Annotated in this window: 18 protein-coding genes; 6 read left to right on the top strand and 12 right to left on the bottom strand. The window is 61.7% G+C overall.

What is annotated here, in order from left to right; all coding sequences use genetic code 11:
- Nucleotides 1–156 precede the first annotated feature (156 nt).
- Complete coding sequence (locus REH34_RS24265) at nt 157–957, top strand: endonuclease/exonuclease/phosphatase family protein (RefSeq protein ID WP_409373170.1); 801 nt, start codon at nt 157–159, stop codon at nt 955–957.
- A gap of 64 nt (nt 958–1,021) precedes the next feature.
- On the opposite strand, the gene glgB is transcribed toward REH34_RS24265, so the two are convergent.
- The 3 genes from glgB to REH34_RS24250 form a co-directional block, all read right to left on the bottom strand.
- Nucleotides 1,022–3,247: a 1,4-alpha-glucan branching protein GlgB gene (gene glgB, locus REH34_RS24260; RefSeq protein ID WP_311969436.1), complete on the bottom strand. Its 2,226-nt coding sequence runs from the start codon at nt 3,245–3,247 to the stop codon at nt 1,022–1,024.
- Nucleotides 3,244–6,567 carry a maltose alpha-D-glucosyltransferase gene (treS, locus tag REH34_RS24255; protein ID WP_311969435.1) on the bottom strand — a complete coding sequence of 1,108 codons (3,324 nt, stop codon included), beginning with the start codon at nt 6,565–6,567 and terminating at the stop codon, nt 3,244–3,246. Before treS ends, glgB begins: the two co-directional genes overlap by 4 nt.
- A gap of 72 nt (nt 6,568–6,639) precedes the next feature.
- The gene (locus tag REH34_RS24250) at nt 6,640–8,664 is read right to left on the bottom strand and encodes an alpha-1,4-glucan--maltose-1-phosphate maltosyltransferase (RefSeq protein WP_311969434.1); all 2,025 of its coding nucleotides are present in this window, start codon (nt 8,662–8,664) and stop codon (nt 6,640–6,642) included.
- A gap of 237 nt (nt 8,665–8,901) precedes the next feature.
- Between REH34_RS24250 and REH34_RS24245 the strand changes: the two genes are divergently transcribed.
- Complete coding sequence (locus tag REH34_RS24245) at nt 8,902–9,078, top strand: hypothetical protein (RefSeq protein WP_311969433.1); 177 nt, start codon at nt 8,902–8,904, stop codon at nt 9,076–9,078.
- A 392-nt stretch (nt 9,079–9,470) separates the two neighbouring features.
- On the top strand, nt 9,471–10,856 hold the full coding sequence (locus REH34_RS24240) for an MFS transporter (RefSeq protein ID WP_226507315.1): 1,386 nt from the start codon (nt 9,471–9,473) through the stop codon (nt 10,854–10,856).
- Nucleotides 10,857–10,931: 75 nt separating this feature from the next.
- On the opposite strand, the gene REH34_RS24235 is transcribed toward REH34_RS24240, so the two are convergent.
- From REH34_RS24235 to REH34_RS24215, 5 genes are all read right to left on the bottom strand, one after another.
- Nucleotides 10,932–11,678: an SDR family oxidoreductase gene (locus REH34_RS24235; protein ID WP_226507316.1), complete on the bottom strand. Its 747-nt coding sequence runs from the start codon at nt 11,676–11,678 to the stop codon at nt 10,932–10,934.
- A 73-nt stretch (nt 11,679–11,751) separates the two neighbouring features.
- Nucleotides 11,752–13,845, bottom strand: coding sequence for an EAL domain-containing protein (locus tag REH34_RS24230; protein WP_311969432.1), 2,094 nt, complete (start codon nt 13,843–13,845; stop codon nt 11,752–11,754).
- 243 nt (nt 13,846–14,088) lie between these two features.
- Entirely contained in the window at nt 14,089–14,919 is an 831-nt protein-coding gene (locus REH34_RS24225; RefSeq protein ID WP_226507350.1) for an amidohydrolase, read from the bottom strand.
- A gap of 45 nt (nt 14,920–14,964) precedes the next feature.
- Complete coding sequence (locus REH34_RS24220; protein ID WP_346015252.1) at nt 14,965–16,254, bottom strand: MFS transporter; 1,290 nt, start codon at nt 16,252–16,254, stop codon at nt 14,965–14,967.
- Nucleotides 16,255–16,311: 57 nt separating this feature from the next.
- On the bottom strand, nt 16,312–17,043 hold the full coding sequence (locus REH34_RS24215; RefSeq protein ID WP_226507319.1) for a GntR family transcriptional regulator: 732 nt from the start codon (nt 17,041–17,043) through the stop codon (nt 16,312–16,314).
- 286 nt (nt 17,044–17,329) lie between these two features.
- On the opposite strand from REH34_RS24215, the gene REH34_RS24210 reads away from it, so the two are divergent.
- Both REH34_RS24210 and REH34_RS24205 read left to right on the top strand, forming a co-directional pair.
- Nucleotides 17,330–18,760: an MFS transporter gene (locus REH34_RS24210; protein WP_311969431.1), complete on the top strand. Its 1,431-nt coding sequence runs from the start codon at nt 17,330–17,332 to the stop codon at nt 18,758–18,760.
- Nucleotides 18,761–18,852: 92 nt separating this feature from the next.
- Nucleotides 18,853–19,209, top strand: coding sequence for a hypothetical protein (locus REH34_RS24205; RefSeq protein ID WP_311969430.1), 357 nt, complete (start codon nt 18,853–18,855; stop codon nt 19,207–19,209).
- Between the two features lie 89 nt (nt 19,210–19,298).
- Here REH34_RS24205 and REH34_RS24200 read toward each other — a convergent pair whose 3' ends face one another.
- The 4 genes from REH34_RS24200 to REH34_RS24185 form a co-directional block, all read right to left on the bottom strand.
- Nucleotides 19,299–20,126 carry an amidohydrolase family protein gene (locus REH34_RS24200; RefSeq protein ID WP_311969429.1) on the bottom strand — a complete coding sequence of 276 codons (828 nt, stop codon included), beginning with the start codon at nt 20,124–20,126 and terminating at the stop codon, nt 19,299–19,301.
- A gap of 138 nt (nt 20,127–20,264) precedes the next feature.
- A complete protein-coding gene (locus REH34_RS24195; protein WP_311969428.1) occupies nt 20,265–21,215 on the bottom strand; it encodes a DUF979 domain-containing protein in 951 nt (316 codons plus the stop codon).
- Nucleotides 21,212–21,946, bottom strand: coding sequence for a 5-oxoproline transporter, DUF969 family subunit (locus tag REH34_RS24190; protein ID WP_311969426.1), 735 nt, complete (start codon nt 21,944–21,946; stop codon nt 21,212–21,214). The genes REH34_RS24195 and REH34_RS24190 overlap by 4 nt, the downstream gene beginning before the upstream one ends.
- A gap of 95 nt (nt 21,947–22,041) precedes the next feature.
- Entirely contained in the window at nt 22,042–23,268 is a 1,227-nt protein-coding gene (locus tag REH34_RS24185) for an OprD family porin (RefSeq protein ID WP_409373169.1), read from the bottom strand.
- 301 nt (nt 23,269–23,569) lie between these two features.
- Here REH34_RS24185 and REH34_RS24180 point away from each other — a divergent pair, with 301 nt between their 5' ends.
- Entirely contained in the window at nt 23,570–24,490 is a 921-nt protein-coding gene (locus tag REH34_RS24180) for a LysR family transcriptional regulator (RefSeq protein WP_311969425.1), read from the top strand.
- Nucleotides 24,491–24,650 lie beyond the last annotated feature (160 nt).

Below are 24,650 nucleotides of genomic sequence, written 5' to 3'. Positions count from 1 at the left end.
TAGCGCGGGGGCTTGCCCCCGAAAAATGTGTCACTGCGCACGAATGTTTCGCCAGGGCGATCATTCGGGAGCTCCCCCTCGCTACAGACACACGGAACTGCGCCATGGATAATCAGGTCGCAATAGAGACAGGCAGTACCTTACCGAGGAGCAACCGTGTCGACCGACCCCGCAGGCAGTGCCCTCAGTGACCTTGACGCCCTACCCGAGCGCGAGGTGCACCGATTACGGGTGTTGACCGTCAATACCCACAAGGGATTCACCGCTTTCAACCGCCGCTTCATCCTTCCGGAGCTGCGCGAAGCCGTGCGCAGTACCGGCGCCGATATCGTTTTCTTGCAGGAAGTTCTGGGCGGCCACGATCGCCATGCATCAAAAGTCTCCAATTGGCCGGAAATGTCCCAGTACGAGTTCCTCGCCGACAGCATGTGGAGCGATTACGCCTACGGCCGCAATGCGGTCTACCCGGACGGCCACCACGGCAACGCGTTGCTGTCCAAATACCCGATCCTGCACTACCGCAACCTCGACGTGTCGATTACCGGCCCCGAGCGCCGCGGCCTGCTGCATTGCGTATTACAGGTGCCGGGGCACGACGAAGTACACGCGATCTGCGTGCACCTGTCGTTATTGGAAAGCCATCGACAAAAACAGCTGATGTTGCTGCGCCAATTGCTCGATTCGCTGCCGGAACATGCACCAGTGATCATTGCTGGCGACTTCAACGACTGGCAGCTGCGCGGCAACAGCACGCTGTGCAAGCACGATGGCCTGCACGAGGTGTTCGAGCGTCACCACGGCCTGTTGGCCAAGACCTACCCGGCCCGCTTCCCGCTGCTGCGCCTGGACCGCATCTACCTGCGCAACGCCACCAGCCATGAACCAGTGATCCTTGGCAACAAGCCCTGGAGTCATCTGTCCGACCATCTGCCGCTATCAGTGGAAGTGCATCTCTAGTCACAGCGCCAATGACCCATATGGGGGCGGCCGCTCGGGCTCGCCCCCACAGGATTCACAAGCATCAGCTTCGCGGTTTGAGCACCAGGACCCCCAGTGGCGGCAGGTTCAGGGACACCGAACGATCCTGACCATGGGCAGCGATCTCTTCACTGTCCACCCCGCCGCCGTTGCCGAAGTTGGACCCGGCATACAGCTCGGCATCGCTGTTAAGCACCTCGTCCCAGTGCTCGCCGAATGGCACGCCGATGCGATACCCCTCGCGCGGTACGGGGGTGAAGTTGGCGACCACCAGTAGCGGCTGCCCCTCCTTGCTCCAGCGCAACCAGGCGTAGACGCTGTTGGTCGAATCGTCGCCGATCAACCATTGAAAGCCCTGGGGCTTGCAATCCTGTTCGTACAACGCCGGCTCCGAGCGATACAGCCGATTGAGGTCGGCCACCAGCGTCTGCACGCCCTTGTGCTCGGAATACTCGGTCAGGTACCAGTCGAGCTGGTGATCGTGGTTCCACTCGCGCCACTGCCCGAACTCGCAGCCCATGAACAGCAGCTTTTTGCCCGGATGCGCCCACATGAAGGTCAGGTAGGCACGCAGGTTGGCGAATTTCTGCCAGCGGTCGCCGGGCATCTTGTCGATCAGCGAATGCTTGCCGTGCACCACTTCGTCGTGAGAGATCGGCAGGATGAAGTGCTCTGAATACGCATACATCAGGCCGAAGCTCAGTTCGTTGTGGTGGTGATTGCGGTGGATCGGGTCGTTCTGGATGTAATGCAGGGTGTCGTGCATCCAGCCCATGTTCCACTTGTACGAAAAGCCCAGGCCGCCCGACTGCGTCGACTGGCTGACGCCTGGCCATGCAGTGGACTCCTCGGCGATGACCAGCGCGCCAGGTGCCTCGATAGCTACCACATCATTGAGGTGACGCAGGAAATCGATGGCCTCGAGGTTCTCGCGACCACCGTAGCGGTTGGGCACCCACTCGCCAGCCTTGCGTGAATAATCGCGGTACAGCATCGAGGCCACCGCATCGACGCGCAGGCCGTCGATGTGGAAAAGCTTGATCCAGTGCAGCGCCGACGCCAGCATGAAGCCGTGCACCTCGGTGCGCCCCAGGTTGTAGATCAGGGTGTCCCAATCCTGGTGGAAGCCTTCGAGCGGGTTGTCGTATTCATACAGCGCGGTGCCGTCGAAACGCGCCAGGCCGTGGGTATCGGTGGGAAAGTGCGCCGGCACCCAATCGAGAATCACGCCGAAACCGGCCTGGTGGCAGCGGTCGACGAATTCGGCGAATTGCTGCGGCGTGCCGTAACGGGCGGTGGGTGCGAACTGCGCGAGCAATTGATAACCCCACGACCCACCGAACGGATGCTCCATGATCGGCATCAGCTCGATATGGGTGAAGCCCATCTTCTCGATATAAGGAATCAGGCGGTCGGCCAGCTCGTGCCAGGTGTAATTGCGCACTACCTCGCCAGCATCGTCGGTCTCGACCATCCACGAGCCCGCGTGCAGCTCGTAGATCGACAGCGGCGCACTGCTGCTGTGGCGCTGTTCACGGCCCTCGAGCCAGGCCTGGTCACCCCAGGCGTGATCGAGCGGCCTGCCGACCCGCGACCCCGTGGCGGGCGGCAGCTCAGTGGCCAGAGCAACCGGATCGGCCTTGAGCGGCAAGATGCCGTGAGCGCCGAGAATTTCGTATTTATAGCCATCGCCCGGCTGCACGCCAGGGATGAAGATTTCCCACACACCCGAGGGGTAGCGCACGCGCATCGGATGCCGACGGCCATCCCAGCCGTTGAAGTCACCCACCACCGAAACGCGCTTGGCATTCGGCGCCCACACGGCGAAACGCACGCCGTCGACGCCATCGATATTCATCACCTGAGCGCCAAAGACACCGCTCAGATCACGGTGATTACCCTCGGCGAACAGGTACAGGTCCATCTCGCCCAGCAGCTCGCCGAAGCTGTAAGGATCGGCGTTGGTGTATTCGCCACCGGCCCATTGCACCTTGAGCCGATAGGGCTGACGCGAATGCATGTGGCCGGTGAAGAGCCCCGGTACGTCGTAATGCTGTTCAAGCTTGACCAGGGACTCGTCGTGATCCTTGGCCAACACCTCGACCGACAGGGCATTGGGCAGGTAGGCACGAATGTATTGCCCGTCACCGCCATCGCTGTGGGGGCCAAGGATCGAAAACGGATCACGGTGATCGGCGCGGATCAGCGCTTCAATATCGGCCTTGGGCGGTATGGCACCGCGCTGGCTCTGTTGCTGTTGCGCACTCATGACTCTTCTCCCCTTGTACTCAAGAGCCCGAACAGACCATGCAAAGGCACGGCCAGCCAGCCCGGACGATTCTCCGCTTCATAAGCGATTTCATAGGCAGCCTTTTCCAGGCTGAACAATTCCAGTGCCGCACGCTCGCCTTCGGGGTTTTCCCAGGCATGAGCCAAGTCGGCCGTGGCCGCTCGATAGGCCTCGATGAACGCGTGCCGCGATTCATGCAGGTAACGCTTGGCCACGCGCTGGCGGGCCTGCGCGGCTTCTGGCGAGGCATCCACGCTCTGCGCATTGCGCACCGCCATGGCCGCGGCGTAATCAAACGAACGCAGCACACCGCTGACATCCTTGAACGGGCTGTACTTGCCGCGACGTTCTTCCAACGGCCGTGCCGGTTCGCCTTCGAAGTCGATCAGATAGGCGTCGCCCTGCACCACCAGCACCTGGCCCAAGTGCAAGTCGCCGTGCACACGCATGATCAAGCCACCGGTAGCCTGCTGGCTGAGTGTATCGACGTGGCTGAGCAGCGATTTGCGCTGGCTCAACAGGTCGGCCACCAGCGTGCGGTTTTCGTCATCGAGGTTGCCTTTATGTTGTTCGAGCAATTGCAGTGCACGTTCGACCTGCGCCTTGATGCTTTTGCTCCATGCCTGAGCGTCCTTCTTTTTGCTCGGGCTGGCACGAAAATCGGCATTGTCGGTAGGCGCGGCCAGCACCTTGTGCATTTCGCCCAGGCGCTTGCCGAGCATGGCAGCGAAATCGGCCAGCTCCACCAGGGCGTTATAGTGTTGATCCTGCTCGGAGCGGACACTGGCCATCTCGTCGCGCACCGCACGCTCCAGATTGTTCTGAGTCCATTCCCATGCGTCGCCCTGGTTGGCCAAAAAGCCCTGAGCGATCATCAACAGGTGCGGCAGACCCTGGGCGTCGACGCGCTGGACGGAGCCCAGCAGCGGCGAAATATTCTGGTAGCCGGCGCTGGTGAGGTAGGCGCCCATTTCCAGCTCGGGGTGGATGCCGCCGCTGACCTTGCGGATCATCTTGAGCACCATAGCGGCGCCGATCACTACGGAGCTATTGGATTGCTCGGCGGACAGGTAGCGAATCTGCGCATCGCTGCCCAAATTGAGCCGGGTCAACTCGGCGGTCGGTTCGAAACGCAGTTCGCCCTCGCTGCATGGCAGCGTCTGATTGGCCTGCACCGCGGCGAGCACCGAATGAATGAAGGTCTCCAGCGCGAACGCATCGGTGATCAAGCCCACCTGACGGCCGCGGCGTACCCGCGACAGCGCCAGCTGCTGAGGGAGCGCGCTGGCGATCTGATCGTCGCCAAGCAACCCGAACGGGAACTGATAGCGGCTGACCACGCCAGCGCTGGTGACTTCGATCTCGCTGAGCAGCACCGGCGCCTGCGCGGTACCGAAGCGCACGCCGTAGGCGATGTTCACCTTGTCGATAGCGCTGTCCTTGCCGGCGAACCAGCGGCGCTTGGGCAAGTACTGGGTGAGCGCGGTGTTTTCCAGCGATTCGCGCGAGGGCGACTCGAGCAGTTCCTCCATGCGCTTTTTCAGCACCAGAGTGAGGAAGTCCGGCAGGCTTTGGGCCGGTTCAACGTGCCAGCTGGGCATTTGATTCTCCGAGGCCAATAGAAACCAGTAGAACCCGTAAGGGGCCAGAGTGAGCAGGAAATTGAGTTGACCGATCGGCGGGAACGCCGCACCGCCAAGCATCTCCACCGGGACCATGCCGGCATAGGCCGACAGATCCAACTCGGCCGCTTGCGCCGCCCGCGAAACGTTGGCCACACAGAGGATGATCTCGACCTTGCCGTCGGCGTTGGTGTACTCACGCAGATAAGCAAGGATGCGCCGGTTGCTCGGCGACAGCATCTTCAACGTACCGCGGCCAAAGGCCTTCTGCTGCTTGCGCACGGCGAGCATGCGCCGCGTCCAGTTGAGCAGCGAGTGTGGATCGCTGGCCTGGGTTTCGACGTTGACCGACTGGTAGCCGTAGAGCGAATCCATGATCGGCGGCAGCACCAGGCTGGCCGGGTCGGCGCGCGAAAAACCACCGTTGCGGTCGATCGACCACTGCATGGGCGTGCGCACACCGTCGCGGTCGCCCAGGTAGATGTTGTCGCCCATGCCGATTTCGTCGCCGTAATACAGCGTCGGCGTGCCGGGCATCGACAGCAGCAGGCTGTTGAGCAGTTCTACACGACGCCGGTCACGCTCGAGCAACGGCGCCAGCCGTCGGCGAATACCGAGGTTGATGCGCGCGCGGCTGTCGGCGGCGTAGTAGTTCCACAGGTAATCGCGCTCCTTGTCGGTAACCATCTCCAGGGTCAGCTCGTCATGGTTGCGCAGGAAGATCGCCCACTGGCAGTTGGCGGGGATCTCCGGGGTCTGACGCAAGATGTCGGTGATCGGAAACCGGTCTTCCTGGGCCACGGCCATGTACATGCGCGGCATCAACGGGAAGTGGAAGGCCATATGGCATTCGTCACCATTGGGGCCCTTGGCGTCGCCGAAATACAGCTGGGTGTCCTCGGGCCATTGGTTGGCCTCGGCCAACAGCATGCGATCGGGGTAATTGGCGTCAATTTCGGCGCGGATCTGCTTGAGCACCGCGTGGGTCTCGGGCAGGTTCTCGTTGTTGGTGCCGTCGCGCTCGATCAAGTACGGGATGGCGTCCAGGCGCAGGCCATCGATGCCCAGGTCGAGCCAATAACGCATCACGCCGATCACCGCCTTCATCACCTGCGGGTTGTCGAAGTTGAGGTCCGGCTGGTGCGAGTAGAAACGATGCCAGAAGTACTGGCCGGCGACCGGGTCCCAGGTCCAGTTGGATTTTTCGGTGTCGAGGAAGATGATCCGCGTGCCGTCGTACTTGGCATCACTGTCGGACCACACGTAAAAGTCCCGCGCCTTGGATCCGGCCTTGGCATGGCGCGCACGCTGGAACCAGGGGTGCTGGTCCGAAGTGTGGTTGATGACCAGTTCGGTGATCACGCGCAAGCCACGCTGGTGCGCCTCGGCGATGAAACGCTTGGCGTCGTGCATGGTGCCGTAGTCGGGGTGCACGGCCTTGTATTCGGCGATATCGTAGCCGTCGTCACGCCGTGGCGACGGATAGAACGGCAACAGCCAGATGGTATTGACCCCCAGCTCGGCGATGTAATCGAGCTTGGCGATGAGGCCGGGAAAGTCACCGATGCCGTCGTTGTTGGAGTCGAAAAAAGACTTTACATGCACTTGGTAAATGACCGCGTCCTTGTACCAGAGCGGGTCTTCGATGAACTTGGCTGCCTTAGGTTTTCTGGCCATGCAGCTGATTCCTTGTTGAGGAGCTCTTGTTATGAGGCGGCTGCGTCTTCGTACGCAGCCGCGCCGAGAGGGTTATTGCTCGCGAGCGATGCGCCAGATACCAAAGGACTGATAGGCGGGGTCGAGGCGCATGAACTGAGTCTTGCCGTACCAGGTCCAGGTATGGCCGGTCATCAGATCGGTGCCCGAGGTCGCGGCATTGTCGTCCAGGCCCAACTCCCACAGCGGCAGTTCGAAGTTGGCTTCCTGAGCGTTGTAAGGGTCCAGGTTGATCGCCACCAGAATGTAGTTCTGCCGATCGGGCGTACGTTTGGCGAAATACAGGATGTTGTCGTTGTAGCAATTGAAGAACGCCACGCCCAGGTGGGTCTGCAGCGCCGGGTTGAGACGGCGGATGCGGTTGAGCTGGGCGATCTCGGCAATGATATTGCCGGGTGCGGTGTAGTCCCGCGGGCGGATCTCGTACTTCTCCGAGTCGAGGTATTCTTCCTTGCCGGGGATCGGCGCCGATTCGCACAGCTCGAAGCCCGAGTACATGCCCCACAGCCCCGAGCCCATGGTCGCCAGCGCCGCGCGGATCAAGAAGCCCGGGCGCCCTGACTCGTGCAGAAAAAACGGGTTTATGTCCGGCGTGTTGACGAAGAAGTTGGGCCGGTAGCAATGCGACCACGGCGGCTGGTTGAGCTCGCTGAAGTACGCCTGCAATTCAGCCTTGGTGTTGCGCCAGGTGAAGTACGTGTAACTCTGGCTGTAACCGACCTTGCCCAGACGCGCCATCATCGCCGGCTTGGTGAAGGCCTCGGCGAGAAACATGACGTCTGGGTCCTTGCTGCGAATATCCTCGATCAACCATTGCCAGAACGGCAGCGGCTTGGTGTGCGGGTTGTCGACGCGAAAAATCTTCACGCCCTCCTCCACCCAGCTCCACACCACATCGCGTAGCGCCAGCCACAGGCTCGGCACCGCATCGGCGGCATAGAAATCGACGTTGACGATGTCCTGGTATTTTTTCGGCGGGTTTTCGGCATAGCGGATGGTGCCGTCCGGGCGCCACGAGAACCAGCCCGGATGCTCCTTGAGCCAGAGGTGATCCTGGGAGCACTGGATGGCGAAATCGAGGGCGATTTCCAAGCCATGCTCGGCGGCGGCCTTGACCAGATTGCGAAAGTCCTCGCGGCTGCCCAGTTGCGGGTGAATAGCGTCATGGCCGCCATCCGCGCTACCAATCGCATAAGGACTGCCGACATCATCCGGCCCAGCAGTCAGCGAGTTGTTGGGCCCCTTGCGATGCGCGCGGCCGATGGGGTGAATCGGTGGGAAATACAGCACGTCGAAGCCCATGTCGCGGATCATCGGCAAGCGATTGTGCACGTCGTTAAACGTGCCGTGGCGGGCCTTGTCGTCGGTGATCGAGCGCGGGAACAGCTCGTACCAACTGGCGAACTCGGCCAGTTGCCGCTCCACTTCCACCGGGTATTCGGGGCTGCGGGTGAGAAACGCGCGGTGATCGGCGCGGGCCATCAGAGCGCTGGTGTCGGCTTGCAACAGCAGCGATACACGCTGGTCTTCGTTGAGCTCATGGAGGCTGTCGTGCAGATTTTGCAGCGCGTGCTTGAGATCGCCCTCGCTACGCTCGGCGGCATGCTGCAAATGCACGCGGCCTTCTTCCAGCTCCAGGCCGATGGCAACGCCCGCAGCGTATTTTTTCTCCAGCTCATAGCGGTAACTGGCGAACTGATCGATCCACGCCTCGACGCAATAGACGTAGCGGCCAATGGCGTCGACGCTGAACTCACCGGCAAAGCTGTCGTTGCCCAGCTCCGTCAGGGCCGAGGTCTGCCATTCTTCGCTATCCACTCGCCGCACGCGCAGGCGTACCGCCAACTTGTCATGGCCATCGGCGTAAACCTTGGTGGTCACCGCCACCTGGCGTCCGACTAGCGTCTTGACGGCGAATACGCCGTCATCGATCACCGGTTGGGTGTTCTCGATCAAAAGGCGCGGTAGCAGCAGGGCCTGGGACAGGCTCAAGACGTGCTCGGCGTTATCGTGGACTTGGCCTTCGCGGCCGGATTCGAAAGGTTCATCAGACGTCATCGAGCCTAGCTCCTTATTACGCCCCGTGGACGTTGCGGATGATGCTGCTGGAAGAGAGATGCAGTGCGACTGTTTGTCGCCTAAGGTTGGGAGCCGACGCGCCGGGCAAAAGTTCAGACGCAATCAACCGCCGCAGGGCGGGATCGAGAAAAAAGAATCAATCCCGGTGGCTGCGGTCCAGATACTTGAATACGTTGTTTTCGACGCCAGCTGTTACACACGAGCGAGGTCAGGACCATGAACATTCCCATTCCCGCCGAAACCCCGGATCCGAACATCGACGATCCCAATCTGCCGCCAACCGCGCCTGAGGGTGATCCTGGCGACAATCCCGATGGTGTGCCCGTTCAGCCGACCGTGCCACCTACCCCAGTCGGCGATCCGCCGAATGAGGACCCACCGGCGACGTTGTGAGCATAGATAGGGAATCGGGCCCCGTTTGCTTTTAATCAGGCTGCGGGGCCTTTTTTGCTCTTGCGCGCCTGTAGTGCCGCCTGGGTATGTGAGTCTGGACGGCGGCTTGGCATGCAGCGATGCGGTGCCTGAATCGCGGCCTTTGCAAGCAGCGCGCACTCACCATGAATAAAAAATCTCGGGCCACTGCGCAACGCGCTCAAAGAAGTGTTCGATGATCGCGCAGAATCCCTCCAGCGCCCGTTGACTGGGCCCTTCGCCGCTGTTAAAAATGTACCACCCAGTTAGTTTTTGCGCGAAACGGGAGCCAGTAGGAAAAGCCTTTTTCTGCTAGCTTTACAAGACGCAACAGCAACGGCCAAGGCTTGATAATAAAAACAACGGAGACCAACATGGCTAGCCATGACACTCATTCGCATGACAGTAAGCAGACGAAAAAGGCAACCGCCAGCGGTTGGGTAGGCTCGGCCCTCGAGTACTATGACTTTTTCATCTATGCGCAGGCCGCTGCGCTGATCTTCCCGCAAATCTTTTTCCCCAACTCCGATCCCAAGATTGCCATCGTCGCATCGCTGGCTACCTACGGCGTGGGTTACGTTGCGCGTCCTATCGGTGCCTTCTTCCTGGGGCATTGGGGCGACACCAAAGGCCGCAAGAACGTCCTGCTGCTGTGCATGTTCCTGATGGGGTTCGCCACCATGGCGGTCGGCCTGCTGCCGACCTACAGCCAGGTCGGCGTGTGGGCACCGATTATGCTGGTGGTCCTGCGCCTGATCCAGGGCTTCGCGGTGGCCGGTGAGATATCCGGGGCGAGTTCGATGATCATGGAGCATGCGCCCTTCGGCAGACGCGGCTACTACGCCAGCTACACCCTGCAGGGCGTACAGGCCGGGCAGATCTTCGCCGCAGCGATCTTCCTGCCGCTCGCCTATTTCATGCCTGACGACATGTTCAACACCTGGGGCTGGCGCATTCCGTTCCTGCTCAGCGCTATCGTTCTGGTGGCGGGCTACATCATCCGCCGGACCGTGGAAGAAACCCCGGCGTTCGCCAACGTTGAAGCCAAGCAAGAACTGACCAAGTCGCCGATCGCCGAAGCCTTCCAGAAAAACTGGCAGAACATGGGCCTGGTGACCTGCATGGCGCTGATGAACGTGATCCCGGTGGTCGCGACCATCTTCGGTGCGGCATACGCGGTGCAGCCAGCCTATGGCATCGGCTTCTCGAAGAGCGTGTACCTGTGGATCCCGGTAGTAGGCAACATCGTTGCGGTACTGGTGATTCCGTTCGTGGGCAACTGGTCGGACAAGATCGGCCGTCGCCCGATGATCATCGGCGGGGCGCTGGGTTCGGGGCTGCTGTCGTTTGGTTACTTGTATGCCATCAGCGTGCACAACGTGCCACTGGCCTTCTGCATGTCGCTGCTGATGTGGGGGGTGGTGTACCAGGGCTACAACGCGGTGTTCCCAAGCTTCTACCCGGAGCTGTTCCAGACTCGCTACCGCGTATCGGCCATGGCCATTTCGCAGAACGTCGGCACCATGATCACCGCCCTGCTGCCAGCGCTGTTCGCCGCCGTGGCCCCGCCCGGCTCGGACAACATCCCGATGACCGTGGGCGCCATCGCCTTCGGGATTACCTGCATCGCCGCACTGGCAGCCTTCAGCGCCAAGGAAACCTACCGGATTCCGATGAGCGAGCTGGGCAAGCGTGATGCGGTCCCGGTGCAGAAGAAGGACTATGACGTGCAACGCATGTCGGCTGCGGCCAAGCCTTGAAGCTATAAGTAGCAATAAAAAAACCGGCGCCTGATGAGGGCGCCGGTTTTTTCATGTCTGAAGATATTGTTTCGATCAGCGACCGCCGGCCAGGTCGATGAAGGTCCCGGTCACATAGCTGGACAGCTCGCTGCTGAGCCAGACGATGGCTTCGGCCACTTCGTCCGGACGTCCGCCGCGGCCCATGGGTAGCGCCGACTCCTGCTTGGTCACGCGATTGGCATCGCCGCTCAGGGAGTGGAAATCGGTGTGGATGTACCCCGGACGCACCGCGTTGACGCGAATACCCTCGCTAGCCAGCTCCTTGGACATGCCGATGGTGAAGGTGTCCAGCGCGCCCTTGGACGCCGCGTAATCGACGTACTCGTTAGGCGCGCCTAGCCTGGCGGCGGCCGACGAAACGTTGACGATGGTGCCACCCGAGCCACCATGCAGGGTCGACATGCGATGAATCGCATGCTTGGCGCAGAGCATCGGGCCAACGATGTTGTTCTTCATCATTTTCAGCAGACGAAACTCTGACATCTCCTCGACCCGCGATTGTTCGGCGATGGTCGCGGCGTTGTTGACCAGCGCGGTCACCGCGCCCAGCTCGGTATCGACGCGGTGGAACAGGCGAATGACCTCGTCTTCGTTACTGGCGTCGGCGCGCACCGCGATGCCATGCACACCACAGGCACGGACCTCGGCCAGCACACGCATCGCCGACTCCTCGTCGGACAAGTAGTTGATGCACACGCGATAGCCCTGTCGGGCCGCCAGCAGCGCGGTTGCAGCGCCGATACCGCGACTGCCGCCAGTAATGACAATGACCTTGGCCATGGACCTTTCGTCTCTCCAGAAATGTTTGATTGCCCATCATTGCATCAAGCAATGGCGGGCTGGCCGAATGATATCAAGCTATGACAGCTTTGGCCTTCTGAATATCGGCCATGAAGGCCTGGGCAGGTAATGGATGCCCCAACAGGAAGCCTTGCAACGCATCACAGCCAAGGCGCGTGAGGAAATCCTGCTGTTGGTCGGTTTCCACCCCTTCGGCGACAATCCGCAGCCCGAGCGCCTGGCCCAGAGCGACGATGGCCGAAACGATCGCGGCATCGTCGCTGTCCTGCTGCAGATCGCGGACAAAACCGCGATCGATCTTCAGCTCGTTGGCGGGCAAGCGCTTGAGGTACATCAGGCTGGAGTAGCCAGTACCAAAATCGTCGATGGAAAGGTCCACGCCCATGGTCGACAACTGTTGCAGCACGCCCATGCTCGCATCGGCATCGCTCATGGCAGTGGTTTCGGTGATCTCCAGGGTCAGGTTGCTGGCCGGCAACCGATGCCGCGCCAGCGCCTGGGCCACGCTGGCGACCAGGCCGGCATGGCAGAACTGCAACGCTGATAGGTTGACCGCCATGCGCCAGTCGGTGAAGCCCTGCTCCAGCCACAGCGCCATCTGCCGGCACGCCTCGTTGAGCACCCACTCGCCGATGGGGATGATCAGCCCGGTCTTTTCCGCCAACTCGATGAAACTGGCCGGCAACAGCAGGCCCCGCTGCGGGTGCTCCCAGCGCAGCAACGCCTCGGCGCCCACTGGCGCACCGCTGGCAGCATCGAACTTGGGCTGGTAGTAAAGCCGTAACTGGCTGAGTTCGATGGCCAGGCGCAGCTCCTGCAACAATTGCAACTGCTTGCGCGCATCGGTGTTCATGGAGGCGTCGAAAAAACAGTAGCCGTTCTTGCCGACGCTCTTGGCGTGGTACATGGCCGCATCGGCATTCATCAGCAGCTGATGCTGATCGTCACCGCCGCCAGGGTACAGGGTGATACCGATGCTGGCGGAAATCTGCACGTCGTGATCGTTGACGTTGAACATCTGCGCCAACCGGTTGACCTGCTCGGCCGCCACGGCCATCGCATCGCTGGGCTCGCGCAGCGCCACCAGCAGCACGAACTCGTCACCACCGATACGCGCCAGGGTGTCGTGGCCGTGCAGGCCGACCCGCAAGCGTTGCGCCACCGCGCGCAGCAACTCGTCGCCAACATGATGGCCAAACGCATCGTTGACCGGCTTGAAGCCATCGAGGTCGATGAACATCAGCGCAAAGCAGCCATGCCCATCCAGTACGTTCTGGATCGCCTGACTGATGCGATCGGACAGCAGCATGCGATTCGGCAAGCCGGTGAGGTTGTCGTGCAAGGCCAGTTGGGTGAGTTCCTGATTGGCCTGTTGCAACGACAGCGCCAGCTGTGCGGTGCGCGACTCCAGGCGAGCATCCAGCACCGAGGTGACCAAGGCGATGCTCAGCACCGCTAGGGTGGTAATCAAGACCAGATACGCCAGGCTGTCGCCGGTCAGACCGCCTGGCAGCGCACCGCAGTGGCTGCCCACCGGAAAGCGCGCCGCCGCCATGCCGGTGTAATGCATGCCGACGATCGCGACGCCCATGATTACCGCCGCGCCACTGCGGATCAGCCGCACATAGGGTGTGTGGCGGCGCAGGCGAAAGGCGATCATCAGGGCCGCCGCCGCCGCGCCGACGGCAATCAGCAGGGAGGCACCGAACAGGTAAGGGTCATAGTCGATGCCCGGGGCCATGCGCAAGGCGGCCATGCCGGTGTAATGCATGGCGGCGATGCCCGCGCCCATGACCAGTGCGCCCATGGCGACGCCGCTCATGGTCAGTTGTGCACGACTGACCAGCCAGAGTGCAAAGCCCGATGACGCCAAGGCAATGAGCAGGGAGAGCGCGGTAAGCGTCAGGTCGTAGCCCAGCGCCAGGGGCAGTTCGAAGGCGAGCATGCCGATGAAATGCATCGACCAGACGCCAATGCCCATCGCCAGAGTGCCGCCGACCATCCAGCCCAGCACCGCACGACCGCGCGCGGTGGCGATACGCCCGACCATGTCCAGCGCGGTATAAGAAGCCAGAATGGCCACGCAAAGGGAAATGGCCACCAGCGAAGGCGAAAAACTTCCTGTGAGAAAACTACCAATGAGCATGAGCACTCTCGAAACCGGACACAAAGGTTCCAGAGACGCGCGCCTGGGGAGATGCCCTGACGCTGCAGGCCCGTTCGCTCATTTACAAAAGGCAGGCGGGCGACAGAAAGCGCGGCTTGCAAAAGACGCCGTACAGATCTGCTTATCGCTGGAGAGCAGCAGTCTAGCGCGTTGCAGCCTGAACCGTTAATGGCCTTTTCAGATCATGGCCGTTATCGCGTACGACTTTTGTATAACCCCTTGTCAAAAACCGAACAAGGCCACCGCACCGTCGCGCAGAATGGCCTGGCGCTGGCGCGGCCAAGGCACCAACTGCGCCAGCAATTCGAACTGCGAGGCATAACTGACCTGATCCTCGAACTGGGTATGCGGCCAGTCGCTGCCCCACATCAAACGCTCGGTGCCGAAGTGCTCGATCAACAGCGGTATGGCCGCTTGGGCGAATGCCAGGTTCTCGCTGTCGGTGCCGCCCAAGCGGTACACCCCGGAGATCTTCACCCACACATCCCCGCCACCCAGCGCCAGCAGGGCTTTGAAGGTCGGATGGGCCACACCGAAGGCCGCGTGCGGACGGCCAAAATGGTCGACGACTATCTTCAGGCCGTAAGGCTTGAGCGCGGCCACCAAGGCCGGGATGTCTTCGATCTGCCGATGCAGCTCCACGTGCCAACCCAGCGCCGCCACTTGCTCGAGCAGCGGCCGCCATTCCTCGCTGCCTAGATCAGGCAGGCTTTTGCCCATCAGGTTCAGGCGAATCCCCACCACCCCCAGGCGCGCCATGCGCTGCAACTGCGCCTGGCTGACATCCGCATCAACCACTGCCACTCCGCGCAAGCGCTCGGGCGCCAGCATCAGCGCCTCGAGCAGATAGGAATTGTCGCTGCCCAGAAAGCTAGGCTGCACCAGCACCCCGTGGCTCACGCCCTGGGCGTCGAGCACGGCGCGCCAGTCCTGCAGGGTAGCGTCGTATTGCGGGGTGTAGCGACGCTCGCCGGCAAAGGCCAGGGCCTGGGTGAAGACATGAGCGTGGGCGTCGACGCCGCGGATAGGCAAGGTAGTGTCCATGGATCTCATCTGGGTAATGGGGCGGCGCTTTTCGTACGCCGCAGGTTCATTCATTCAAGCCCGGCTAGGGGTCGACGCAGCGATCGGGTCGGCTGTGGCCGGCATCTCGGTATCAAGGTTGCGACCGCGGGTTTCCGGCAACGCCAGGGCCGCGATCACCGCGACGCCATAGGCGATGCCGGCGTCGATGCCGATGGCCGAGCCCAGCGACATGTGCTCGCTCATGTGGCCGACCATGAACGGGAACACCGCCGACAGCACGCGGCCGAAGTTGTAGCAAAAGCCCACGCCCGCACCGCGTACGTCGGCTGGGTACAGTTCGTTGAACAACGAACCCAGGCTGGCCGGAATACCGGCAGCGAAGAAACCCAGCGGGAAGCCCAGAAACAGCATTGCCGTGTTGCTCAGATCCATGAACACGTAGGCCTGCACCGTGGCCACGCAGCAGAACGCGAAGAGGATGATGTTCTTGCGCCGACCGATCTTGTCGACCATGAAGCCACTGGCCACGCAACCGCAGAAGAACGCGACGATGATCACGGCCAGGTAGCCGCCGGAGTTGAGTACCGACAGGTGCTTCTCGGTTTTGAGGAAGGTCGGCAACCAGGTCATCACCGCGTGGTAACCGCCGTGGGCGCCCAGGCCCAGCAGGCCGCCGAGCAGGGTCACCCGCAGCAACTCGGGGCGGAAGATACCGGCCAGCGACGCGAAGAAGGTTTGCGGTCCGGTCTGAGCCTTTTGCTTGCGGGCAAAGCTCTCGGGCTCCGGCACCTGGCGGCGCACGTAGATGATCACCAGCGCCGGCAGCAGCCCGACCACGAACATCACGCGCCAGGCCATGGCCTCGGGCACGAAGGTATAGATGAGCGTGAACAACCCGACAGCGGCTCCCCAGCCCACTGCCCAGGCGCTTTGCACCGTGCCCATGACCTTGCCGCGGTACTTGGGCTGAATGGCTTCGGCCATCAGCACCGCACCGGCTGCCCATTCACCGCCGATACCAAAGCCTTGCAGGGCTTTGACCACCAGCAATTGCTCATAGCCACTGACAAACGCCGACAGAAAGGTGAACAGGGAGAACCACAGAATCATCCATTGCAGGGTACGTACCCGGCCGTAGCGGTCCGACAAGGTACCGCCGACCCAGCCGCCCAAGGCCGAAGTGATCAAGGTCACGCTGCTGATGGCGCCCGCCTCGCCCTTGCTCAGCGCAAAGGCCGCGATCAAGGCCGGGATGGCGAGGCCGAACATCTGTACTTCCAGGGCATCGAGCGCCCAACCGCCGAAGCAGGCCCAGAAGGTTTTGCGCTCACGCGAGGTGACGTCTCGATACCACTTGAACATGATGTTTGTTGTCCTTATCGATGTTGTGTTGGCGACTGCTGTCATGGCGGCGTTGGATCAGCGGATCTGCACGCTGTAACGGAAATGGCTGGCGCGCCCATGGGAACGGCGCCACTCAAGAGCAAGCCCGGCGTGATTGCGCGCCAAGCGCTCGATCACCACTACGGGGCTGCCGGGCGAGATGCCAAGCAGATTGGCGCGGTGATCGTCGGCGGCTTCGGCGCCCAGGGTTTCGTCGGCCGAGGCGACGATCTGCCCGCAAAGCTCTTCGTAAATGGGGTACAGCAGCGGGCCATAGGTATCTAGGTCGACACTCAGCAACGCCTTGAAGCGCTCGCGCGGCAGCCAGATGTCTTCGGCCAGCACCGGCTGCTCGTCGAGCAGACGCAAGCGCTGCAGGCGGATCACCGCAGTGGAGGGCGCCAGGCCCAGGGCGCGAGCGACATCAGCAGGGGCCTGGAGCGACTGCACCGAAAAGATCTGGCTCTGGGGAATCTGTCGTTCGCCATCCGGGGTCTGGAAGCGGAAAAAACGGAACAGCGAGGCATGAAACTGCGGACGACGGATAAAGGTGCCGCGGCCTTGTTGGCGCTCCAGGATGCGCTCGCCAACCAGCATGTCGATGGCCTTGCGCACCGTCCCGACCGACAAGCCATACTCACTGGCCAACAGCGCTTCGGTGGGAATGGCTTCGCCGGCGCGCCAACGGTTGTCGGCAATCTGCTGGGCGAGCTGATCGCGTAAGCGCTGGTAGAGGGGCAGGCGTTCGTCGCTGGAGAGTGGGGTCATGGCGGTTCTCGTCCCGGAGCAGTTATTGTTATCTAGTCATATATATGAATTTGTACGTCAGTATTCTGTTACAGCGCCTGTCCGTCAAGCACCACCTATCCCCCGTGTGAACGGATGTAGCCTTACCGATTCCACGGAACGATGGGGCTTATCAGCAACAAAAAACCAAAAAAATAAAAAATACAGCAATAAACCCCCGACAAATTGCATTCCCATAGCAACCTAAGCAATCATATGTGTCCAAATAATTCTAAAATGGCGGCTCGACCCGTATGGATATCTGCGCATGACCACCCTCTCCCCCACTGCCGCGCTCGACACCCAAGACCCTGTCCGCGCTTCATTGATTTCCGCTCGCATCGACCGCCTGCCGGCCGTGGCGACTATCTGGCGACTGGTGGCGTTGCTCTCCATCGGCGGCTTCTTCGAGCTGTACGACCTATTCCAAACCGCCTACATCAGCCCTGGGCTGATCAAGGAAGGGATTTTCGCCACCGGCGCCCAGGGTGCCTTCGGGTTGTCGGACCAGGCGGCATTCGCCTCGGCCACCTTCCTCGGCCTGTTCCTGGGCGCCAGCCTGCTGAGTCAGTTCGCCGACCGCTTCGGCCGCCGCGCGATCTTCACCTTCGCCCTGCTGTGGTACACCGTGGCGACCGTGCTGATGGGACTTCAAGACCACGCCATGGGCATCATCGTCTGCCGCTTCCTGGTGGGCATCGGCCTGGGCATCGAACTGGTCACCATCGATGCCTACCTGTCGGAGCTGGTTCCCAAGCGCATGCGCACCTCGGCCTTCGCTTTTGCCTTCTTCATTCAATTCGCCTCAGTGCCGGCGGTCGCGCTGATGTCCTGGTGGCTGGTGCCGCAGGCGCCGTTCGGGGTGTCGGGCTGGCGCTGGGTGGTGTTCGCCAGTGCAGTGTTCGCGCTGTTCATCTGGTGGCTGCGCAAGCGTCTGCCCGAGTCGCCGCGCTGGCTGGCCCAGCAAGGCCGCCTCGATGAAGCCGATCGGGTGCTGAGAGACATCGAACAGCGCTGCGCCGCCGACTACCGAAAAAAAGCCGACGCGCCACTTCCCGAGCCAGAAGTCGAACAGGTGCAAGTGGTGAGCACCGGTCGCTTCAGCGATATCTGGCAGCCGCCGTATCGCCGCCGCGCGTTGATGCTGATCGTGTTCAATATCTTCCAGGCCATCGGTTTCTTCGGGTTCGGCAACTGGCTGCCGGCGCTGCTCGCGGGTCAGGGCATGAGCGTGACCCACAGCCTGGGGTACGCTTTCATCATTACCTTGGCCTATCCGTTGGGGCCATTGCTGTTCGTGCGCGTGGCCAACCGCTTCGAGAACAAATGGCAGATCGTCGGCTCGGCGATCGGCACCATGATCTTCGGCACCTTGTTCGCGGTGCAGACCTCACCGCTGGGCCTGGTGGCCTGCGGCGTCGGCGTGACCTTCTGCAACGCCTGGCTGACGTTCAGCTATCACTCGTACCAATGCGAGATGTTCCCCACGCATATCCGCGCGCGTGCAGTGGGGTTCTGCTACTCCTTCAGCCGCCTGTCGACAGTGTTCAGCAGCCTGATGATCGGCTTCTTTCTGGAGCACCTCGGCACACCGGGGGTATTGGCCTTTATCGTCACCAGCATGCTGATCGTGACCCTGACCATTGGCGGCTTCGGGCCACGCACCCGGAACCTTGCACTGGAAAATATTGCGCACTGATTACCTACCGTTGGTCGGTTGGGCGGAGCCTTTTTGGCCGCACAGCCGCCCAATATCAGGTAACGACTCTATCCAGAACAAGGAGACGCACCATGATCAGGAATACATTGACCCATCTCACCCTGGCCGGCCTGCTCGCACTGACCTCTGGTATGGCGCTCGCTGGCGTCAGCGGCCCGAGTGGCAGCTCAGGTGGCTCCAATGCCACCGGCAGCACCTCTACCATGTCGCCATCGAACACCACCAACGACAGCAAGATGACCAAGCGCAGCGGTGGCGATGTCACCAGCAAGCACAATGGCGTGGGTACCGCGAAAGGCAAGACCAATGATGGCGCCGGCTCTCAGCCCGGTGGCGCAGGCAGCAACGGTGCCTCCGGCTCGGGCGGCGCAGGTGCAGGTGCCGGCGGTGTCGGCAGCGGGGAAGGCGGCGCTGGTACGGTCAAGTAACGCCTGACCGCCCATCCGGGCAGAGCCGGCTCCTGCGGGAGCGGGCTCTGCCTGTGTAAGGGCCCTCAAACCCCGGAAATCCGACTGACTCAAGCAAATCCGAACAATCGCCGCGGCGTGTCCCACATCACCTGTCGACGCACCTGTGCATCCGGCATGAACTGCTCGGCATACTTGAGCAGCGGCCCGTAATCGATGCGGCTTTGCTCACGCAAAAACGGCCAGTCCGACCCCCACACACATGCCTGCGGCCCGAACGCCCGCAGCAATGCCTGCACGTAACGATCGGCCTGCTCGAACAGCTCGTCGATGTGGGCAAACTTCTGCATACCAGAGATCTTCACGCAGGCCCGGCCACTGTCGGCCAGCCGTAGCAAGGCCGCGAACCCTGGCTGATTCAGGCCATCCTTCTGCTGCGGCCGCCCGCAGTGATCGATCAACAGCCGCGGCGTGCTGCGCTCGAGCAATGGCAGCAGTTCGAGCAGTTCGTCCTGCTTGACCTGGATCTGCGCGAACATGTCCAGCTCGGCGAGCTTGGCGAACAACCCGTCCACCCCGGCCATTACCGCCGTGCCCTCGCCCGCCGGGTTGAAGGCCACCCCGACCACGCCAGCGTCCTTGAGCGCCGCGAGTCGTTCCAGGGACGTATCGTCCTCGACCACGGCAATGCCCTTGAAGCGTCCCTGGCCTTGCGCCAAAGCATGCAGTAGCAGCGAATTGTCGGTGCGATAGCCGCTGGTAGGGCCGACCAGCAACGCGTGCTTCACGCCGTAGGCATCGAGCACGCGGTTGAACTGGGCCAGAGTGCCGATCTCCTGTCCGGCCGGGCGATACAGGGTTTGCGCGCGGTAGGGGAAATGCAGCGGATCGAACAGGTGGTTATGGCAGTCGATCTTCGGTTCATCAAAAATGCTCATGGTGCCACTCCTGGATAGATGAAGGATCGAGGCTTTGTGCCGGGCGCAATGTTGGGGGGCTTCGCCTGCCAAAGCCGTCACTGCCGCGAGCGTACCAACTCGCGGCAACCAGCGCTCTCATCCAGATAGCGACAGCACTTACATCAATACATACAACAACACGATATTGACCACCAGCATCGCCAGCGCCGTCGGCACCTGCACCTTGATCACCGCGTACTTGTCCGGCAATTCCAGCAAGGCCGAGGGCACCATGTTGTAGTTGGCCGCCATCGGCGTCATCAACGTGCCGCAGTAACCGGAGAACATGCCGATCGCCGCCATCACTGCCGGGTTGGCATGGAACACCCCCACCAGCACCGGTACACCGATGCCACCGGTCATCACCGGGAACGCCGCAAAGCCGTTACCCAGCGCCATGGTGAACAGCGCCATGCCGAGCACATAGACCATCACCGCCACCAGTCGGTAATCCAGATTGATGTAGGAGGTCGCCAGATGGGCCACCGCCTTGCCGACCCCAGCGTCATTGAACATCAACCCGAGCATCGCCAGCATCTGCGGCAGCACCAGTGCCCAGCCCAGCGCCTCGATCAGGCGGCGCGACTCGCGCATCGACTGAATCGGCGTGTCGCGGGTCAGCCAGCAGGCCAGCACCAGCGCGATCAGACTGCCGACACCCAAGGCCACGAACGTGCTGTTGGCCGGATCGAGCAGGAACAGATCGCCGATCTTGAACGACTTCAAGCCCATCGCCACGATCACCGTGATCAGCGGAATTGCCAGGGCCGGGATGAACAGCTTGCTGCCCAGACGCTTGACGCTAGCCAGGCGGCGCTCGCCATCGAGTTCACGATGGCTGCCGATACCGACGCCCCCCATGCCCGCCAACAGCGCCATGGCCAGCACACCTATGCCTACCACTACTGGCGGCAAGCGTTCCCCTACCAGAAAGGCAATGGCGAACAAGCCCCAGAACAACCCGGTGGTCCAGCGCTTGGGATGGGCGCGATCGGCAAGGATCATCACGGTGGCGATTGCCAGCATCACCCCGGCCAGCCAATACAGGTACTGAATGGAAATGATCATTTGGCGGCGACCTCGGCACTGGCAGCGGCAGGAGCAGGCACCGGTTCGGCCTGCTGCTGGGTGAGATAGCGATCCAGGCGATAGAGCCTGAAGCTGTGGATGAAGAACACGCTGATGGCCGTGGGGATACCCCAGAAGGCGATGGCCAGCGGTTCGACGTCGATACCCGCGCCCAGCAAAAAGGTGTGCATCAGCGCAATCGCACCGAAGGCCACGAAAATGTCTTCACCGAAAAACAACCCGACGTTGTCCGTGGCCGCGCAAAACGCCAACAAGCGTTGGCGCACCGCCGGTTTCAGTGGGCCATGACGGCTGACCGCTGCCCCTTCGGCCATGGGCGCCAGCAACGGGCGGACCATCTGCGGATGGCCGCCGAGGCTGGTCAGGCCCAAAGCCGCAGTGGTTTCGCGCACGAACAGATAGGCGATCAGCAAGCGCCCGGCCGTGGCGCTGCGAAAGCGCGAAATGAATTGCTGGGCATGCACCCGCAAGCCATGGCGCTCCAGCAGGCCGATGACGGCCAGCGGCAAGAGAATGATCAGCGCCAGGGTGCGGGTCTTGATGAAGCCGGTGCCGATGGTCGCCAGGATGGTCTCCAGCGGCATGCTTGCCGCGAAGCCGGTGACCACCGCAGCGGCGGCCACCACCAGCATCGGATTGAACCGCAGCACGAAGCCCACGACGATAACCAGCACCCCCAGTAGCGGCCACAGGTTGATTGCAGTTTGCATAGTAATGATCTCGTTGCAGGGTGAACGGAAGTCTCACCAGCGGTAGCAGGGATCGGGCCATGCGACCCGAACTCAGATGCGGGCAAGCCGCACGGTTACCAGAGGGCCAGGGTGTAGCTGAGGATCAGGCGGTTCTCGTCCAGGTCGTTGCCGAAGTTGGAGCGCACCGTGGCGTTACGCCATTTGATCCCGACGTTCTTCAGTGGCCCGCTCTGCACCACGTAGGCGATGTCCATGTTGCGCTCCCACTCCTTGCCCTCGCCGCCGCTGGCGCGTTCGACGTTGTCGCCGTTGACGTAGCGGGTCATGAAGGTCAGGCCGGGAATGCCCATCTGGGTGAAATCATAGTCGTAGCGCACTTGCCAGGAGCGCTCGTGAATGTTGGCGAAGTCGCCGATCTGGATGAAGTTGACCAGATAAGGATCGCTGCCGGTCATGTAGGGAAACGGGCTTTCGCCGTTCATCTTCTGAAAGCCGGCAGCGAAAGCCTGGCTGCCGATCTTGTAGGTGAACAAGCCACCCAGCGCCTGGTTGTCGAGGTGCGCGAAGGTGCCGTCATCGTGGCTGGTGGAAAAACGCAGGTCGGACTTGAGGCTCTGGCCATTGCCCAACGCCAGGGTGTGAACCAGGCCGCCATAGTACTGCTGATAGATGTTTTCGAGCTTGGCGTAGCGGGCGCTGAGGGTCAAGTTGGGCGTGGCCCGGTAGTCACCGCCACCAAAGCTGAAATCGTTGCTGACGCCACCGATGCGGTTGGCACTCATGTCGGTGAAATCGGTGGAGCTGTTGGCCTTGATGCGGTCGATATGGCCGCCGATGAGGCTGAAGTTGGCCAGGTCCTGAGAAGTCACCAGCGCGCCGCGAAACGTCTGCGGGACCAGGCGCGTGTCGTTGGAAGACACCACCGGATCGCGGAAGAACAATGTGCCGACCTTGAATTCGGTCTTGGAAATCTTCGCTTTGGCGGTCAGGCCGAGCTTGCCGTATTGATCCTGCGAGCCACCGTGCTGATCCGCCGGCAGCAAGCCAGTACCGGCATGGCTGTCACTGGAGTCGAGCTTGTAGCCGATCATCCCCAGCGCATCGACGCCGAAGCCGACGACGCCCGGGGTGTAGCCCGATTGCAGGTGAACGATAAAGCCCTGAGCCCATTCATCGGCCTTGTCGCGGGCGCCGCTCTGGCGAAAGTCGCGGTTGAAGTAAACGTTGCGTAGTTCCACATCCCCTTTGCTGTCGGCGAAAAAATCCGCTTGAGCCATGCTGCACAGCGTCAGGCCGGCACCGCCGAGGGCAGCCAGGCGCATCGATTTACCAAGGTTCATGCAATCCATCTCCACAGGGAGCGCGCAGCGGCGTGGCCGGCTGTTGGCAGTGCGCGATTGTTTTTATAACCGCTGCTCGCTGGCATCGGCCGTGAAGGTTTGACAGCCCGGGCGGGCGGCGACCTTTCTCTGGGGCGCATTGTTCGAACGCTTTGCGCCAAGCGTCCAACGAGAAAAACCGTGGCTGGCCGATAAGTTTTTTTTGCCGGGCAGTGGCATGCAACCTGCTGTACACGGGCTCATCATTTTTACCTTCGGCACCGCACGAAGGCGAAATGGCAGGCTTCAGGAATCGCCGAAAATGAACATCAAGTTTCTCGAAACATTCGTCTGGGTCGCCCGCTTGAAGAGCTTTCGGCTCACCGCCGAAAAACTCTTCACCACCCAGGCATCCATCTCCAGCCGCGTCGCGGCACTGGAAGACGAGCTGGGTGCGCGGTTGTTTCTGCGAGACTCCAAAGGCGTGGCCCTGACCGCCGAGGGCCAGCGCGTGCTCGAATACGCCGAGCACATGATCGACACCCTGGACAGCCTCAAGGCCGCCATCAAGGACCCTAACCAGACACGCGGGCGCATCCGCATCGGCGCCATGGATACGGTGATACACACCTGGTTGAGTGCCTTGGTAACACGCCTGACTGCGGCCTACCCAGCACTGGAGATCGAGATCACCGCCGACACCGCGCGCAACCTGTGCGAGCAGCTGGAAAAAGGCTATCAGGACATTATTTTCCAGACCGACATGGTGCGCCTCGACACCGTACGCAACGCCCTGCTCGACCGTTTCCCCATGCACTGGGTAGTGGCTCGCGGTTCATCCTATGATCGTCAATACACCTCCTTGAACGATCTGGCCGCCGAACGCCTGGTGACGTTCTCGCGCAACTCGCGCCCGCATCAGGACCTGCTCAATCTCCTGCACAGCAGCGATGTGCTGAGCACGCGCATCAATTGCGTGAACTCGGCGTCGGCGATCACCCGCTTGATTCGCGACGGCTTCGGCATCGGGGTATTGCCGCTCAAGCTGGTGCAGGCGGAGGTAGCCAACGGCAATCTCATGGCGCTCGAAGGCGTGGCCAGCCTGCCTGACATGGACATCGTCGCGACCTGGCGTACGGGGTCGGGGATCGCGCTGGTGGAGGATATTGTCGAAATCGCTCAGGAGGTTTCGCGCACCGATATAGGGCGCAATCAGATGAGTGCACCAATACCAAGCCCATAGGGGCGGTATTGCGACGAGCCTCCTCGCCGGTCGCCTCACCACAACCTTCAACCGATCAGCTTTTCTTATGCACAGGCCCCAGCTTTTATTCATTGACCGGCTGTACCCCTGCGGAAAACACTCGCTACATACTTTGAAAGAATTCCCTGCATGAGGACCG

Origin of the sequence: Pseudomonas baltica, assembly GCF_031880315.1 — a bacterium.
Lineage (GTDB): Bacteria > Pseudomonadota > Gammaproteobacteria > Pseudomonadales > Pseudomonadaceae > Aquipseudomonas.
This window is presented reverse-complemented; position numbering and strand designations above follow the sequence as displayed.

Bases quoted from the DNA above. Each gene is read 5' to 3' on its own strand.
- glgB (WP_311969436.1), bottom strand. From the start codon at position 3,247: ATGAGTGCGCAACAGCAACAGAGCCAGCGCGGTGCCATACCGCCCAAG.
- treS (WP_311969435.1), bottom strand. From the start codon at position 6,567: ATGGCCAGAAAACCTAAGGCAGCCAAGTTCATCGAAGACCCGCTCTGG.
- REH34_RS24250 (WP_311969434.1), bottom strand. From the start codon at position 8,664: ATGACGTCTGATGAACCTTTCGAATCCGGCCGCGAAGGCCAAGTCCAC.
- REH34_RS24245 (WP_311969433.1), top strand. From the start codon at position 8,902: ATGAACATTCCCATTCCCGCCGAAACCCCGGATCCGAACATCGACGAT.
- REH34_RS24240 (WP_226507315.1), top strand. From the start codon at position 9,471: ATGGCTAGCCATGACACTCATTCGCATGACAGTAAGCAGACGAAAAAG.
- REH34_RS24235 (WP_226507316.1), bottom strand. From the start codon at position 11,678: ATGGCCAAGGTCATTGTCATTACTGGCGGCAGTCGCGGTATCGGCGCT.
- REH34_RS24230 (WP_311969432.1), bottom strand. From the start codon at position 13,845: ATGCTCATTGGTAGTTTTCTCACAGGAAGTTTTTCGCCTTCGCTGGTG.
- REH34_RS24225 (WP_226507350.1), bottom strand. From the start codon at position 14,919: ATGAGATCCATGGACACTACCTTGCCTATCCGCGGCGTCGACGCCCAC.
- REH34_RS24220 (WP_346015252.1), bottom strand. From the start codon at position 16,254: ATGTTCAAGTGGTATCGAGACGTCACCTCGCGTGAGCGCAAAACCTTC.
- REH34_RS24215 (WP_226507319.1), bottom strand. From the start codon at position 17,043: ATGACCCCACTCTCCAGCGACGAACGCCTGCCCCTCTACCAGCGCTTA.
- REH34_RS24210 (WP_311969431.1), top strand. From the start codon at position 17,330: ATGACCACCCTCTCCCCCACTGCCGCGCTCGACACCCAAGACCCTGTC.
- REH34_RS24205 (WP_311969430.1), top strand. From the start codon at position 18,853: ATGATCAGGAATACATTGACCCATCTCACCCTGGCCGGCCTGCTCGCA.
- REH34_RS24200 (WP_311969429.1), bottom strand. From the start codon at position 20,126: ATGAGCATTTTTGATGAACCGAAGATCGACTGCCATAACCACCTGTTC.
- REH34_RS24195 (WP_311969428.1), bottom strand. From the start codon at position 21,215: ATGATCATTTCCATTCAGTACCTGTATTGGCTGGCCGGGGTGATGCTG.
- REH34_RS24190 (WP_311969426.1), bottom strand. From the start codon at position 21,946: ATGCAAACTGCAATCAACCTGTGGCCGCTACTGGGGGTGCTGGTTATC.
- REH34_RS24185 (WP_409373169.1), bottom strand. From the start codon at position 23,268: ATGAACCTTGGTAAATCGATGCGCCTGGCTGCCCTCGGCGGTGCCGGC.
- REH34_RS24180 (WP_311969425.1), top strand. From the start codon at position 23,570: ATGAACATCAAGTTTCTCGAAACATTCGTCTGGGTCGCCCGCTTGAAG.